We start from the raw sequence: 14,402 nt of genomic DNA on the forward strand, positions 1-14,402 counted from the left end.
GGCCGCGCCAATCTGGGAGCGCTCCCAATTCGGCGCGAAACGCACTAGGGTGGCGCGCATGGCCCAGCACCTGCCGGACGGCTCCACGCTCTCCTACGGCGTCGCGACGGCGGCGTACCAGATCGAGGGGGCGACCTCGGAGGACGGCCGCGGCGTCTCCATCTGGGACACCTTCGCGACCACCCCGGGCGCCACGCGCGACGGCTCGGACGGCTCGGTCGCCTGCGACTCCTACCACCGGTACGCCGAGGACCTCGACCTGGTCGCGGGGGTCGGCGCCGGCTGGTACCGCTTCTCGGTGGCCTGGCCGCGGATCGTCCCCGCGGGCACCGGCGCGGTCGAGACCCGCGGCCTGGACTACTACGACCGGCTCGTGGACGCGGCTCTCGTCCGCGGCGTGCGGCCGACCGCGACGCTCTACCACTGGGACCTCCCGCAGGCGCTCGAGGACCGCGACGGCTGGCTGAACCGCGACACCGCGCAGGCCTTCGCCGACTACGCGATGGTCGTCCACGACCGCCTCGGCGACCGGGTGCAGGTCTGGGCGACCCACAACGAGCCGTGGTGCGCGGCCTACCTCGGCTACTCCGCCGGCGTGCACGCCCCCGGCCGCCGGGAGGGCGGCGCGGGCCACCGGGCCGCCCACCATCTCAACCTCGGCCACGGCCTGGCCGCGGCCCGCCTCCACGAGGCCGGCGTGACCGACCTCGGCATCGTGCACAACCTCGCGCCGTACTGGCCCGAGAGCCCCGAGGCGGCCCGGGCCGCCGACGAGCTCGACGCCGTCCGCAACCGGGTCTGGCTCGGACCGCTCGTCGACGGGGCGTACGACGAGGGGCTGCTCCGCGTCGCTCCGGAGCTCGCCGACGAGGGCCTGGTGCGCGACGGCGACCTGGCGCTGGTCCGCGGCTCCGCCGACTGGATCGGGGTCAACTACTACACGCCGTTCCGGCCGACCCTCGCCGACCCGACGCTGGAGCGGCACCCCGAGGCGGGGGCTTACCCGGGCGTCACGCCGGTCTCCTTCGTGGTCCGCGAGCCGCGCACCGACATCGGCTGGGAGGTCGATGCGACCGGGCTCGAGGAGCTGCTCGTCGACACCCACAAGCGCACCGGCCTTCCGGTCATGGTCACCGAGAACGGCGCCGCCTATCCTGACGCCTCGCTCGAGGATCCGGGCCGGATCGGCTACCTCCGCGACCACATCGCCGCCACCGAGCGGGCGCGCGCCGCCGGCGCGGACGTCCGGGCGTACATCGTCTGGACGCTCCTCGACAACTTCGAGTGGGCCGAGGGCTACACGAAGACCTTCGGCATCGTGCACGTCGACCCGCAGGACCAGACCCGGACGCCCAAGGCGTCCTACCGCTGGCTGGCGGAGCACATCGCGTCCGGGTCCGGTCCCACGGATCGAGGCGGTCAGCCCTTCACGCTGCCGGCGAGCAGCCCGCGCACGAAGTAGCGCTGGAGGGCCAGGAAGACCACGAGCGGGATCGCCAGCGACACGAACGCGCCCGAGGCGAGCAGCTGCCAGTCCTGGCCGCGCTCGCCGACCAGGCTGACCAGCTTGACCGTCAGCGGCGAGACCTCCGGCGAGCTGAAGACCAGGGCGACGAGCAGGTCGTTCCAGACCCAGAGGAACTGGAAGATGCCGAACGCGGCGATCGCCGGCATCATCAGCGGCAGCATGATCCGGGTGAAGATCTGCACGTGCCCGGCGCCGTCCACGCGCGCGGACTCGATCAGCTCACCGGGGACCTCCCGCATGAAGTTGTGCAGGAGGTAGATCGCCAGGGGCAGGGCGAAGATCGTGTGCGAGAGCCAGAGCTCGTACAGGCCGCCTGCGGGTGCGTCCCGCCCGGCCAGGGGGGTCAGGTTGAAGGGCGGGTCGACGTAGAGCTGGAGCAGCGGGACCAGCGTCACCTGGATCGGCACGATCTGGAGCGCGAAGACCGCGACGAACAGGAGGTCGCGGCCCTTGAACCGCATCCAGGCGAAGGCGTAGGCCGCCAGCGTCGCGAGGCTGATCGGGATGAGCACGGCCGGGATCGTGATGACGATGGAGTTCACCACGTTGGCGGTCAGGCTCTCGGTGCTCGAGCCGCCGCTGAGCACGGCGCGGTAGTTGTCGAGGGTGAACGACGGGTCGGTGAAGACGTTCCACCAGCCGTTCGACTTCACGTCGTCCTCCGGGCGGAACGACGAGACCAGCAGGCCGAAGGTCGGCGCGGTCCACAGCACCGCGATCAGGAGCGCGACCGCCGAGGCGACGCGGCCCGTGAGGCCGTCCCGGGCGGCGCTCGCCGCGGTCCGAGACGGCGCCGCCTCCGGCCGTGCGGCCGCGCGGGCGTCGGTCCGGGTCTCGGTCATCGTGCCTCCAGCCTGCGCATCTGACGGACGTTGTAGATCACGATCGGGAGGATCAGGACGAAGATGACCACGGCGATCGCGGTGGCCAGGCCCTGGTTGCCGGAGACGAAGTTCTGCCGGTAGAACTCGTAGGCCAGCACGCTGGTGTTGAAGTTGCCTCCAGTGCTCGCCTGGACGATGTCGAACACCTTGAGCGTCGCGATCGTGATCGTGGTCAGCACGACGATCAGCGAGGGCCGGATGCTCGGCACGGTGATGTAGCGGAAGAGCCGCCAGCCGCCGACCCCGTCGAGGCGGGCGGCCTCGACGATGTCGTCGGGGATCGCCTTGATGGACGCGGAGAGGATCGTCATCGCGAAGCCGGCCTGGATCCAGATCAGGATCACGATGAGGAAGAGCGTGTTCCACGGGTCCTCGAGCAGGAAGTTGATCGTGTCGAGGCGGAGCCACAGGAGGACCTGGTTGAGGAGACCGATCTGCTCCTCCTCGCCGGACTTGTAGGCGTAGACGAACTTCCAGATGATCGAGGCGCCGACCATCGAAATCGCCATCGGCATGAAGAGCAGTGCCTTGCCGAGCTTCTCGAATCGGGAGCGGTCGATGAGCACGGCGTACGCGAGCCCGATCGCGGTGGACACGATCGGGGTGAGGATCACCCACAGCAGCGTGTTGCGGACCACGACCAGGAGCTGCCTGTTCGTGAACAGCTCCCGGTAGTTGTCGAGCCCGACGAACGGCGGGTTGAAGATCGCGGCGCCGTACAGCGACTGCCAGATCGTCATGCCGGCCGGATAGAGCAGACCGACGCCGATCAGCAGGAGCGACGGTCCGAGGAAGGCCGCCGCCTGGACGCGCTCGCCGGCTCGGGACCGGAGCCGCTGGGTCAGCAGCAGGATGAGGGCCATCACGGCGTAGAAGAGCGCGATCGCGATGACCATCTGGACGAACTTCTCGGAGGTGCTCATCGACCTACCCGTCTCGAGGGGTCAGTGGGAGCGGGCGGGCCCCGACGCCCGCCCGGCCGCGGCGGCGGGGCGGGGCCGACGACGGCCCCGCCCCACCTTGGTCCGGCTGGTCAGCTGGGCCACGAGTTCTCGACGTTGGTGAGCGAGTCCTCGGTGCTCTGCCCGGTGATCCAGGCGACCATCTCCTTCCAGAAGGTGCCGGCGCCGACGGCGCTGGGCATCTGGTCCGAGCCGTCGAAGCGGAAGACCGCCTCCGGATCCTGGAGGGTCTCCGCGGACAGCTTGTCGATCGGGCTCGCCAGGTTGGCCGGGTCGAGCCCGGTGTTGGCGCTGACCCAGCCGCCGCCGGGCGTGGCCTTGGCCTTCTCGTTCGCCCAGACGTCGGTGGACAGGTACGTCTGGAACGCCTGGACCTCGGGGCGGTCGTCGAAGGCGGTCACGAACTCGCCGCCGCCCAGGACGGGCTTGCCGTTGTCCTCGTTGGTGGTGGGCAGGTAGAAGGCGAAGACGTCGCCGTCCTCGGTGACCTTGGTGCCCTCGGGCCACTGGGCGGCGTAGAAGGAGGCCATCCGGTGGAGGCCGCACTTGCCCTGCAGGATCGGCAGGCCCGCCTCCTGGAACGCGGTGGTCGCGATCGAGTTCACGTCGCCGAAGCCGCCGTTGACGTACTTGTCGTTCTTGAGGATGCCGCCGACCCGGTCCAGGGACGCGACGATGGCCGGGTCGTTGAACGGGACCTCGTTGGCGACCCACTGGTCGTAGACGTCGGGGCCCGCGTCGCGCAGGACGGCGTCCTCGAGCCAGTCGGTGGCCGGCCAGCCGGTGGCCTCGCCGGACTCGATGCCCGCGCACCAGGGCTTGATGCCGGTGGCGGCGATCTGGTCGCTGAGTGCCAGCATGTCGTCCCAGGTCTGCGGGATCTCCCAGCCGTTCTCCTTGAACATCTGCGGGGAGTACCACACGAAGGACTTCACGCTCGCGCCGAGCGGCGCCGCGTAGAACGTGCCGTCGACGGTGCCGTAGGACTTCCAGTCCTCGCCGAAGAACTTGTCGGCGTTGTCGGAGACCTGCTGCGGTGCCTCGACGACCGCGCCCGAGGAGACCACCGTCTTCAGGAGACCGGGCTGGGGGATGTAGGCGATGTCGGGGGCGTTGCCCGCCTTCACCCGGACGACGAGCTGGGTCTCGAACTGGTCGGAGCCCTCGTAGGTGGGCTTGGCGCCCGTGCAGGTGGTGAAGAGCTTGTAGGAGTCCTCCTGGGCCTGCTGCTCGGGGGGCAGGATCGAGGTGTAGATGGAGACGGACTTGCCGGTGAGGTTGCCGAAGTCCGCGAGCTGCTCGAGCCCCGCGCACTCGGCCTTGCCCTCGCCCGGCCAGGTGCCACTGGCTCCGCTGCTGCCGCCGCCGCCGCCGTCGTCACCGCCGCAGCCGGCGAGGACGAGCCCCGTGCTCACGAGAGCGGCAGCGACCGCCGTCCCTCGCCGGGTGTTCCGTGATCGCATTCGTGCATTCCCTTCTGCCTTGTCAGCAGGTCCCGCGTCCCCGGAGCCCGCTCTCCGTCCAGACGATGCAAACGGTGACGTCGAGAGCCCGTCAATACGGGGCCGTAACGTTTCCGCAACGCACGTCACATGATTATGGGAACGCTCCCACAGTGGCGCGGGCGTGTCCACCCCGGTTCGCTCATCCGACGAAATCGGCCATCGGTCTGGACCGACCAGCCCGACCGGATCGCCGGAGGGCGTGCGCTCCTGGCTCGTCAGCGCCGGGCGGTGAGCCGGCTGCGGAGCTCGGCCTCGCGGGCGAGCCGGGCGGCGTCCCGCTCGCGCCGAGCGGCGACCACGGCGGCGAGGAACGCCTCCGGTGGGGTGCCCGGGGGAGGCGGCGGGGCGACGTACTCGCTGACGGCGGTGGCGAGCCGCGTGCCGATCGTGGCGCGGGAGGCCGGGTCGATCGTGGGCAGCCGGCCGAGGAACTGGCGGACGGCGAGCGCGAGCCCGGTCGGCAGCGAGGCGAGGTCGGCGGAGTGCGCCCAGGCGGCCAGGTGCGGTGGCATCGCGGCCGGCGGGGCGAGCTGGAGCTTGACCCGCTCGCGGACGACGTAGGTGCCGGCGGCGTAGTCGCCGAGCCGCTTGCCGCGCGAGCTCAGCAGCGCCGAGAAGAACGCCGGGCCGCCGAAGAACACGTAGACCTCGACGACGCCGATGAGCGCGCGCACGAACGCGTGCTGGAAGGAGATCGGGCCGGCGTCGTCGCGGACCGTGCGCAGGCCGAAGGCGAGCTTGCCGATCGTGCGGCCGCGGGTCAGCGTCTCCAGCGCGGTCGGGAACACCAGGAAGGACACGATGATCGACCCCAGCATCGCGACCTCGATCAGCGCCTCGCTGGTCCGTAGTGCGGCGATCACCAGCCCCATCACCAGCGCGATCCAGAGCGCGAAGGTGATGACGAGGTCGAGCAGCCCGGACGCGATCCGCGACCCGAGGCCGGCCGGCGGCAGGTCGAGCGCGACCGCCTCGCCGGTGACGAGGTCGTCGGTGGTGAGCGTCGCGAACTCGGGGGCCGCCATGGTGCGGTCAGTCTAGGGTCGACCCATGGACCTGGACGCGTACGTCGCGGCGCACGCTGCCGAGTGGCAGCGCCTCGAGGCCCTGACGAGGACCCGGCGGCTGAGCGGCGCGGAGGCCGACGAGCTCGTCGAGCGGTACCAGCGGGTGGCGACCCACCTGTCCGTCGTACGCACCTCGGCGCCGGACCCGTCGCTGGTCGCGCACCTCTCCTCGCTGCTCTCCCGGGCCCGCACCAAGGCGGCCGGCACGCGCACCGGCACCTGGCACGGGGTGGCGCGGTTCTTCGCCGAGCGGTTCCCGGCGGCGCTCTACCGGCTCCGGTACTGGTGGCTGGCCACCATGCTGGCCTGCGTCGTCGTCACCGCGGTGATGATGATCTGGCTGCTGCAGAACCCGCTCGTCGAGCAGAGCCTGCTGTCTCCGGAGGAGGTCGACCAGCTCGTCGAGCACGACTTCGCGGACTACTACAGCGAGTACGCCGCCGGCGAGTTCGCCGCGCAGGTCTGGGTCAACAACGCCTGGGTGACCGCGCTCTGCCTGGCGCTGGGGATCCTCGGGCTGCCGGTCATCTACCTGCTGTTCTCGAACCTCGCGAACATCGCGATCCTGGGCTCGATCATGACGCGCAACGGCCACGGCGCGGAGTTCTGGGGGCTGATCCTCCCGCACGGCACGCTGGAGCTGACGGCGGTGTTCATCGCGGGCGGTGTCGGCCTGCGGCTGTTCTGGTCGTGGGTCGAGCCCGGCGGGCTGACCCGCGCGCAGTCGCTCGCCCGGGAGGGCCGCACCGTCGGCACGGTCGCGCTCGGCCTGGTCGCGGTGCTGCTCGTGACCGGCCTGATCGAGGCGTTCGTGACACCCTCGCCGCTGCCGACCTGGGCGCGCGTCGGCATCGGGCTCCTGGCCGAGGCCGTCTTCCTCGCCTACGTCTTCGTGCTCGGCCGGCAGGCGTTCCACCGGGGCCAGACCGGCGACGTCGACGCCGCGCTGCTGGAGGACCGGGTCGCGACGCAGGCGTGATGCGGCAGGACGTCATACGGATGGTGCAAGCGGTTGCTCCGTCCGTATGACGTCCCGGCGCCGGCGGACCGGACGCTGCTCACCGCCGGACTGTGGTTCCGACGACGACCTGGCCGTCGACCTCGGCGGTCAGTCCGGCGGCCTCCATCAGCGCCGCGCTCGCCGCGGCCTGGCGCTCGCTCGACTCGACGAGCACGCGACCGCCCGGGGCCAGCCAGTCCGGTGCCCCGGCGATCACCCGGCGCTGGACGTCGAGCCCATCGGGTCCCCCGTCGAGCGCGACGCGGTGCTCGTGGTCGCGGGCCTCGGGCGGCATCGTCGCAATTGCGCCGTTGGGGACGTACGGCGCGTTCGCGACCACCACCGCGACCCGGCCACGGAGGTCGCGGGGGAGGGCGGTGTAGAGGTCGCCCTCGTACACCCGGTCGGGCGGCAGGTTGCGCCGGGCGCACGCGACCGCCGCCGGGTCGACGTCGGCGGCGTGCACCTCGAGGCCGGGGACGGCGGCCAGCAGGGCCGCCCCGATCGCGCCGCTGCCGCAGCACAGGTCGACCACGACGTCGCCGCGTCGCAGCCCGGCCGCTGCCCGCCGTACCAATGCCGTCGAGCGCTGCCGCGGCACGAACACCCCGGGCGCGACGACGATCCGGAGCCCGCAGAACTCCGCGAAGCCCACGACCTGCTCCAGCGGCTCGCCGGCCACCCGGCGCGCGACCATCGCGGCGAGCGCGGGCCCGTCCGGCGCCTCGGCGAGCAGCAGCGCGGCCTCCTCCTCGGCGAACACGCACCCCGCCGCGCGGAGGGTGGCCGCGAGGGCTGCTGCCGAGGGCGGTGCGTCCATGGCCGATGATGCTCCCATGCCGAGCGTCGCCACCCAGATCACCTGGATCGTGGTCGGGTACGCCGTCCTCGTCGTCGTCCTCGCGCTCATGACCGCGCTCCGCGGGCGCGAGCGGGCGGGCTGGCTCGACCAGATGGCATGGATGCTCGAGGTGCTGCTCGTCGTCCGCGCGCTTGCCGGGCTGTCGGCGTTCTCCGGCGACGGGCCGGACTCGACGTCGACCTACGTCGGCTACCTGATCGCCTCGGTGTGCGTGCTGCCGATCGCGATGAGGTCGGTCGCGGACGACCGCGCGGCCTGGTCGTCGGGCGTCGTGGCGGTCGCCGCCGTCGCGGTCGGCGTCATCGTCGTCCGCCTGGAGATGACGGGGTGAGCCGCTCCGGACCGCACCAGGTGCTGCTCGCGGTCTACGCGCTCTTCGCGCTCGCGGCGGGCGCGCGCTCGCTGGTGCAGCTGATCACGCGGTACGACGAGGCGCCGCTGGCCTACTGGCTCTCGTTCGGGGCCGCGCTCACGTACGCGCTCGGGTGGTGGGCGATCCGGCAGGCGTCGGCCGGGCGCACCGGGCTCGCGGGCGTGCTGCTGTGGGTCGAGCTCGCCGGCGTGCTGACCGTCGGGACGCTCTCGCTGGTGGAGGCGGGCTGGTTCCCGGACGCGTCGGTGTGGTCGCGCTACGGCATCGGCTACGGATTCGTGCCGCTGGCGCTGCCGGTCGCCGGGCTGCTGTGGCTGCGGCGCCAGAAGAACGTGTTCTAATTTCGGCGTGCCCGACGTCTTCGCCCCGGCTCAGCTCGGCCCGGTCCGGCTGCGCAACCGCACCGTCAAGGCCGCCACCTTCGAGGGCCGGACGCCCGACGGGCAGGTCACCGACGAGCTGATCGAGTACCACGCGGTGGTCGGCCGCGGCGGCGTCGGGCTGACCACGGTCGCCTACCTCTCGATCGCCCCGGAGGGTCGCACCCACCGCGAGCAGATCGTGGTCGGGGAGCACTCGCTGGCGGGGCTGCGGCGGCTCACCGACGCGATCCACGAGACCGGCGCCGCAATCGCCGGCCAGGTCGGGCACGCCGGCCCGGTCGCGAACGGCCGCTCCAACGGGGTCAGGGCGATCAGCGCCTCGCGGATGCCGTCGCCGCTGTCGATGCAGATGGTCCGGTCGGCGTCCGAGGCGGACCTGACCCGGGTCACGCGCGCCTACGTGTCGGCCGCGCGGCTGCTGGTGCGGGCCGGCTTCGACGTCCTCGAGCTGCACATGGCGCACAGCTACCTGATCTCCTCCTTCCTGGCGCCCGGGCTGAACCGCCGGCGCGACGGCTGGGGCGGCTCGCTGGAGCGCCGGGCCCGTCTCGGACGGCAGGTGGCGCGCGCCGTACGCGACGAGGTCGGCTCCGAGGTCGCGGTCACCGCGAAGATCTCGGTCTCCGACGGCTTCAAGGGCGGCGTGAGGACCGACGAGGGCGTGGAGTACGCCGCCCTGCTCGATGCCGACGGGTGCCTGGACGCGCTGCAGCTCAGCGGCGGCTCGTCGCTGATGAACCCGATGTACCTCTTCCGGGGCGAGGCGCCGGTCGCGGAGTTCGCGGCGACCATGCCGCTCGCCGTCCGCCTGGGCATGAGGACGCCGATGGGCCGCCGCTTCCTCAAGTCCTACCCGTTCGAGGAGGCGTACTTCCGCGCGAAGGCCCTGCGCTTCCGGTCGGCGGTGTCGATGACGCTGATGCTGCTGGGCGGCATCAACACCCGCGCGACCATGGAGCAGGCGATGGCCGACGGGTTCGACTTCGTCGCGATGGGCCGGGCGCTGCTGCGCGAGCCCGACCTGGTTGCTCGGCTGTCGTCCGGCGCGGCCGACTCTGGCGTCTGCATCCACTGCAACCGCTGCATGCCGACCATCTACTCCGGCACGCGGTGCCCGGTCATCGCGCCGGGGTCCCCGCACTTCCCACTTCGCTAGAACATGTTCTAGATTGCCGACATGAGCGAGTCACTGCGGGTCGTCGTGTGGTCGACCGGGACGGTCGGCCGGCACGCGATCAAGGGCATCGACGCCCACCCCGCGCTGGAGCTGGTCGGGGTGTGGGTGTCCAACCCCGCGAAGGACGGCAGGGATGCCGGCGAGCTGGCCGGGCTGGGTCGCGAGCTCGGGGTCCTCGCGACCACGGACAGGCAGGCGCTGCTGGACCTGCAGCCGGACTGCATCGTGCACGCCGCGATGACCGACGACCGGGTGTTCGAGTCGGTCCAGGACCTGATCGAGTTCCTCGAGGCCGGCGTGAACGTCGTCTCCAGCGGGCCGGTGCTGCTGCAGTGGCCGGAGCGGGTCCTGCCGCCGGAGCTGATGGAGCGGATCGCGAGGGCCGGCGAGCGGACGGGCGCGAGCCTGCACGTCAACGGCATCGACCCGGGCTTCGCGAACGACGTCCTGCCGCTGGTGCTGACCAGCCTCTCCCAGCGCATCGACGAGGTGCGGGTGATGGAGATCTGCGACTACTCCACCTACTACCAGCCGGTCGTGATGAACGACCTGTTCGGCTTCGGCAGGCCGATGGACGAGCCGGGCTTCCTGTTCGCGCCCGGCATCTTGAGCATGGCGTGGGGCAGCGTGGTCCGGCAGATCGCGGCCGGGCTCGGCGTCGTCCTCGACGAGCCGCTCACCGAGGAGGTCGACCGGCGGCCGGCCGAGCGCGACACCGCGAGCGTGTCCGGCGACGTCAAGGCCGGGACCATGGGCGCGGTGCGGTTCCAGCTGATCGGCAAGGTCGGCGGCGTACCCCGCGTGGTGCTGGAGCACGTCACCCGCACGAGGGCGACGGCTGCTACCGCGTCGTGATCACGGGCGAGCCGAGCCTGCAGTGCGACCTCGTGCACCACGGCGAGCACGGCGACCACAACGTCTCCGGGATGATCGTCACCGCCCAGCGCCTCGTGAACGCCGTCCCGGCGGTCGTCGACGCGGAGGGCGGGCTGGTCACCGCGCTCGACCTGCCGCTGGTCACCGGCAGGGGCCTGGTGTCCGCATGATCCTCGAGCGGTTCTCCGTCGCCGGCCAGGTCGCGATCGTCACCGGCGCCGGCCGCGGTCTCGGTGCCGCCACCGCCGTCGCGCTGGCCGAGGCCGGCGCCGACGTGCTGATCTCGGCGCGCACCGAGCGGCAGCTCGACCGGGTCGCCGAGCAGGTCCGCGCGACGGGGCGCCGCTGCGTCGTCGTACCGGCTGACCTCAGCGACCTCGACGCGGTCGCCGGGCTCGCGCAGGCGGCGTACGACGAGTTCGGCCGCCTCGACACGGTCGTGAACAACGTCGGCGGCACGTTCCCCAACGCCTTCCTCGACACCAGCAACGAGTTCCTCAACGAGGCGTTCAGCTTCAACGTGACCACCGCCCACGCGCTCACCCGCGCGGCCGTGCCGCTGCTGCTGGCGGGTCTCGACGAGCTCGACCACCGGGACCGGCCGCAGAAGAGCGTCGTCACGATCAGCTCGATGATGGGGCGTACGGCGGACCGCGGCTTCATCGCCTACGGCACCGCCAAGGCCGCGCTCGCGCACTGGACGAGGATGGCCGCGCAGGACCTCGCGCCGCGGATCCGAGTCAACGGCATCTACGTCGGCTCGATCATGACCAGCGCGCTGGAGTACGTCGCCGGGCAGCCCGAGCTGATGGGCCAGCTCGAGTCGAAGACCCCGCTGCGGCGGGTCGGCGAGCCCGAGGACATCGCGGCCGGGGTCGTCTACCTGTCCTCGCGGGCCGGTCAGTACGTCACCGGCAAGCTGCTCGAGATCGACGGCGGCATCCAGCAGCCCACCCTCGACCTCGGGTTCCCCGACGTGGCCATCTAGGCTGACTAGGTGACCTCGTCAACCACCCCCACGGCGTACGCCGTCTCGCCCGACTCCGGAGAGCACTGGAGCAAGGAGGGCGCCTGGCGGGTGGCCGAGGGGATCCACCGGATCCCGCTGCCGCTGCCGATGGACGGCCTCAAGGCCGTCAACGTCTACGCGATCGAGGCCGGCGACGGCCTCGTACTGATCGACGGCGGCTGGTCGATCCAGGTCGCCCGCGACCTGCTGGAGCGCTGCCTGCGCGAGGTCGGCTACGGCTTCGGCGACATCCGGCGGTTCCTCGTCACGCACATCCACCGCGACCACTACACGCTCGCGACCGTCCTCGGGCACGAGCACGGCGCGGACGTGTCGCTCGGCCTCGGCGAGAAGCCCGGCCTCGACCTGCTCAACGGCAGGTTCGACCTGGACGGCAACCCGTTCCTCGACGTCCTGCGCACCGCCGGGGCGCACGAGATCGCCGACATCTGGGCCGTGGGCGACGACCGCGAGCTGCCGGACCCGACGTGGTGGCAGTACCCCGACACCTGGCTGTCCGGCGACCAGCAGGTCGCCGTCGGCGCGCGGACCCTCGACGCGGTGCACACCCCGGGCCACACGCCGGGCCACTTCGTCTTCGCCGAGCGAGACGCCGGACTGCTGTTCGCCGGCGACCACGTGCTGCCGACGATCACCCCGTCGATCGGCTTTACCGTGCCGTCGGTGGCCGACCCGCTCGGCGACTTCATGGCCTCCCTGACCAAGGTCCGCTCGCTCCCGGACCTGACCGTCCTGCCCGCGCACGGCCCGGTCGCGCCGTCCTCGCACGCCCGTGTCGACGAGCTGCTCGTCCACCACGAGCATCGGCTCGACCTCAGCCTGGCCGCGCTGACGAGCGGCCCGCGCACCGCCCACCAGGTCGCCCACGAGCTGCCCTGGACCCGCCACGACCACGCCTACGGGGACCTCGACGAGTTCGCGCAGGGCATGGCGTCGATGGAGACCAAGGCGCACCTCGACCTGCTGGTCGCGCAGGGCCGGGCGACCGCGACCGACAGCGCGGACGGCGTCAGCTACGCGGCCGGCTGAGCCGCATCGGCAGGTGCGCGATCCCGTCCTCGAGGAACTCCGCGCCGGCGACCTCGAATCCGAACGTCGCGTACCAGGACGCCAGCGGGGACCGAGCCTCCAGCACCACGTCGCGTCAACGGCACGGCGGCGACCGTGATCACCGGAGGAACTCCTTGATCGCGGCGCGCGCCTCGTGTGCCTCGGGGACGAGCGGCAGCAGCGGGTAGACGTGGATCAGGCCGGGCGCCTCGACGTAGCGGAGGTCCCAGCGCGCCTCGCCCGCGCGGCGGGCGAGCAGGCGGCAGCCGGGGGCGAGGGTGTCGCGGGTGCCGCAGAGCATCAGCGCCGGGGGCAGCCCGGCCAGGTCGGCGAGCGCGGGCGAGACCTCGGGGCGGCCGAGGTCGCCGGGAGTGCCGGCCCACCACTCGGCGTACGCCCGCAGCTTGCCGAGGTGCAGCCACGGGTCGCGCGCGGAGAACTCCTCGGTCTCGGGCGCGCTCGCGGTCAGGTCGACCCAGGGGGAGAGCAGCGCCATCCGGCCGGGCCGCGGGCCCCCGCGGTCGCGCAGGGTCAGCGTCAGTGCGAGCGCGTAGCCGCCGCCCGCGGAGTCGCCGGCGAGCAGCAGTTCCCCGGAGTCCTCGGCCCAGCGCGCCGCGAGGCCGGCCAGCGCCTCGTGCGAGTCGCGCCAGGTGTGCTCGGGCGCGAGCGGGTAGTCGGGCAGCACCACCCGGACGCCGAGCGCCGACGCCAGCCACGCGAGGAACCGGACGTGGAACGGGTCGATCCCGGCGACGTACCCGCCGCCGTGGAGGTAGAGGAGCGTACGGTGCGGCTCGGTGTGGCGCGGGGTGAGGACGTACGACGGGAACTCCCCGGCCGGCCCGGTCACGACCTCGGTGACGACCGAGAGGCGCCGGTCGAACCGCGGCACCAGCCGGGTCGGCAGGCCGGGCTCGAGCCGCGCGTGCCACCGGACGATCCGCTCGCGCTCGGCCTCGACGCTGTCGAGCTCGCGGCTCCTCCGCAGGCGGGGGACGGCCCACGCGAGGAGCTGATGGCGGCGACTCGGTCCTCCGTGGGGCATGTGGACACGGTAGTCATGTCACAGAACCGGTACGGGCGCCGACGTGAACGTCGTCAGCGGCGCCCGCAGTGGCCGGGGTCGGCAGGGTGGTCAATCTCGGCCGCACGGATCGCGTCGGATCCGTGCGGCGAACTCGGCGCGTGACGGCTCGGTTGCTTCGGCCCCGGCGATGACGTTGGCTGACCGGATGGCGATCACTCTCATCGCGCTCCGCTGCCTCGCCCTCGATCCCAGAGCGCAAGCTCGGTTCTGGGCGGGGTTGCTCGACGTTCCGGCAGAGGGAGAGACGGTCGTCGTACCCGGATTCTCCCTTCGGTTCGTGGCCACCGACCGGCCCAAGACGGTGCAGGCGCGGATCCATCTCGACCTCACCAGCAGCTCGCCGGACGATCAGCGTGCCCACGTCGCGACCGTCCTTCGGCTCGGTGGCCGGCACGTCGACATCGGCCAGGATCCCTCCGACGGCCACGTCGTGCTCGCAGATCCGGAGGGCAACGAACTGTGCGTGATCCCGGCCGGAAGTCGGTTCCTCGCCGACACCGGCCGCATCGGGGCGGTCAACTGCGACGGAACCCACGCCCTGGGGGTCTTCTGGAGCCGGGCGCTGGACTGGCCGCTGGTGTGGGACGAGGGCGAGGAGACCGCCATCCAGTCGCCCGA

17 protein-coding genes are annotated in these 14,402 nt (G+C 72.1%); 10 read left to right on the forward strand and 7 right to left on the reverse strand.

Annotation, left to right across the window (positions count from 1 at the left end):
* Positions 1-58 precede the first annotated feature (58 nt).
* The gene (locus ACYVKX_RS20940) at positions 59-1,462 is read left to right on the forward strand and encodes a GH1 family beta-glucosidase (RefSeq protein ID WP_460835626.1); all 1,404 of its coding nucleotides are present in this window, start codon (positions 59-61) and stop codon (positions 1,460-1,462) included.
* Here the strand turns inward: ACYVKX_RS20940 and ACYVKX_RS20945 are convergent.
* From ACYVKX_RS20945 to ACYVKX_RS20960, 4 genes are all read right to left on the reverse strand, one after another.
* Complete coding sequence (locus ACYVKX_RS20945; protein ID WP_460835627.1) at positions 1,420-2,370, reverse strand: carbohydrate ABC transporter permease; 951 nt, start codon at positions 2,368-2,370, stop codon at positions 1,420-1,422. The genes ACYVKX_RS20940 and ACYVKX_RS20945 overlap by 43 nt on opposite strands.
* The gene (locus ACYVKX_RS20950; protein WP_460835628.1) at positions 2,367-3,335 is read right to left on the reverse strand and encodes a carbohydrate ABC transporter permease; all 969 of its coding nucleotides are present in this window, start codon (positions 3,333-3,335) and stop codon (positions 2,367-2,369) included. The genes ACYVKX_RS20945 and ACYVKX_RS20950 overlap by 4 nt, the downstream gene beginning before the upstream one ends.
* A 110-nt stretch (positions 3,336-3,445) precedes the next feature.
* The gene (locus tag ACYVKX_RS20955) at positions 3,446-4,789 is read right to left on the reverse strand and encodes an ABC transporter substrate-binding protein (RefSeq protein ID WP_460835629.1); all 1,344 of its coding nucleotides are present in this window, start codon (positions 4,787-4,789) and stop codon (positions 3,446-3,448) included.
* A 305-nt stretch (positions 4,790-5,094) separates the two neighbouring features.
* The gene (locus ACYVKX_RS20960) at positions 5,095-5,904 is read right to left on the reverse strand and encodes an RDD family protein (protein ID WP_460835630.1); all 810 of its coding nucleotides are present in this window, start codon (positions 5,902-5,904) and stop codon (positions 5,095-5,097) included.
* A gap of 25 nt (positions 5,905-5,929) precedes the next feature.
* Between ACYVKX_RS20960 and ACYVKX_RS20965 the strand changes: the two genes are divergently transcribed.
* Positions 5,930-6,925 (forward strand): stage II sporulation protein M, encoded by a 996-nt coding sequence (locus tag ACYVKX_RS20965; RefSeq protein ID WP_460835631.1) that lies wholly within the window; start codon positions 5,930-5,932, stop codon positions 6,923-6,925.
* Positions 6,926-7,004: 79 nt separating this feature from the next.
* Here ACYVKX_RS20965 and ACYVKX_RS20970 read toward each other — a convergent pair whose 3' ends face one another.
* Positions 7,005-7,766 carry a putative protein N(5)-glutamine methyltransferase gene (locus tag ACYVKX_RS20970; RefSeq protein ID WP_460835632.1) on the reverse strand — a complete coding sequence of 254 codons (762 nt, stop codon included), beginning with the start codon at positions 7,764-7,766 and terminating at the stop codon, positions 7,005-7,007.
* 16 nt (positions 7,767-7,782) lie between these two features.
* Here ACYVKX_RS20970 and ACYVKX_RS20975 point away from each other — a divergent pair, with 16 nt between their 5' ends.
* Genes ACYVKX_RS20975 through ACYVKX_RS21005 form a run of 7 tightly spaced genes read left to right on the forward strand, consistent with a single transcriptional unit; the run spans position 7,783 to position 12,676 of the window.
* Positions 7,783-8,139, forward strand: coding sequence for a hypothetical protein (locus ACYVKX_RS20975; protein WP_460835633.1), 357 nt, complete (start codon positions 7,783-7,785; stop codon positions 8,137-8,139).
* On the forward strand, positions 8,136-8,522 hold the full coding sequence (locus ACYVKX_RS20980) for a hypothetical protein (RefSeq protein WP_460835634.1): 387 nt from the start codon (positions 8,136-8,138) through the stop codon (positions 8,520-8,522). Before ACYVKX_RS20975 ends, ACYVKX_RS20980 begins: the two co-directional genes overlap by 4 nt.
* 7 nt (positions 8,523-8,529) lie before the next feature.
* A complete protein-coding gene (locus ACYVKX_RS20985; protein ID WP_460835635.1) occupies positions 8,530-9,720 on the forward strand; it encodes an oxidoreductase in 1,191 nt (396 codons plus the stop codon).
* Positions 9,721-9,741: 21 nt separating this feature from the next.
* Positions 9,742-10,596, forward strand: a complete 855-nt coding sequence (locus ACYVKX_RS20990; protein ID WP_460835636.1) for an NAD(P)H-dependent amine dehydrogenase family protein — start codon at positions 9,742-9,744, stop codon at positions 10,594-10,596.
* Positions 10,593-10,787, forward strand: a complete 195-nt coding sequence (locus tag ACYVKX_RS20995) for a hypothetical protein (RefSeq protein ID WP_460835637.1) — start codon at positions 10,593-10,595, stop codon at positions 10,785-10,787. The genes ACYVKX_RS20990 and ACYVKX_RS20995 overlap by 4 nt, the downstream gene beginning before the upstream one ends.
* Positions 10,784-11,605 (forward strand): SDR family oxidoreductase, encoded by an 822-nt coding sequence (locus tag ACYVKX_RS21000; RefSeq protein ID WP_460835638.1) that lies wholly within the window; start codon positions 10,784-10,786, stop codon positions 11,603-11,605. Before ACYVKX_RS20995 ends, ACYVKX_RS21000 begins: the two co-directional genes overlap by 4 nt.
* Before the next feature lie 9 nt (positions 11,606-11,614).
* Complete coding sequence (locus ACYVKX_RS21005) at positions 11,615-12,676, forward strand: MBL fold metallo-hydrolase (protein ID WP_460835639.1); 1,062 nt, start codon at positions 11,615-11,617, stop codon at positions 12,674-12,676.
* Here the strand turns inward: ACYVKX_RS21005 and ACYVKX_RS21010 are convergent.
* Both ACYVKX_RS21010 and ACYVKX_RS21015 read right to left on the reverse strand, forming a co-directional pair.
* Entirely contained in the window at positions 12,657-12,782 is a 126-nt protein-coding gene (locus tag ACYVKX_RS21010) for a GNAT family N-acetyltransferase (protein WP_460835640.1), read from the reverse strand. The two genes, ACYVKX_RS21005 and ACYVKX_RS21010, sit on opposite strands and share 20 nt — an antisense overlap.
* Positions 12,783-12,815: 33 nt before the next feature.
* The gene (locus tag ACYVKX_RS21015; protein ID WP_460835641.1) at positions 12,816-13,742 is read right to left on the reverse strand and encodes an alpha/beta hydrolase; all 927 of its coding nucleotides are present in this window, start codon (positions 13,740-13,742) and stop codon (positions 12,816-12,818) included.
* A 187-nt stretch (positions 13,743-13,929) separates the two neighbouring features.
* Here ACYVKX_RS21015 and ACYVKX_RS21020 point away from each other — a divergent pair.
* Positions 13,930-14,402 (forward strand): VOC family protein (locus ACYVKX_RS21020; protein WP_460835642.1); only part of this gene is annotated, 473 nt, incomplete at its 3' end.

The sequence above is a fragment of the Nocardioides hungaricus genome (assembly GCF_054782915.1).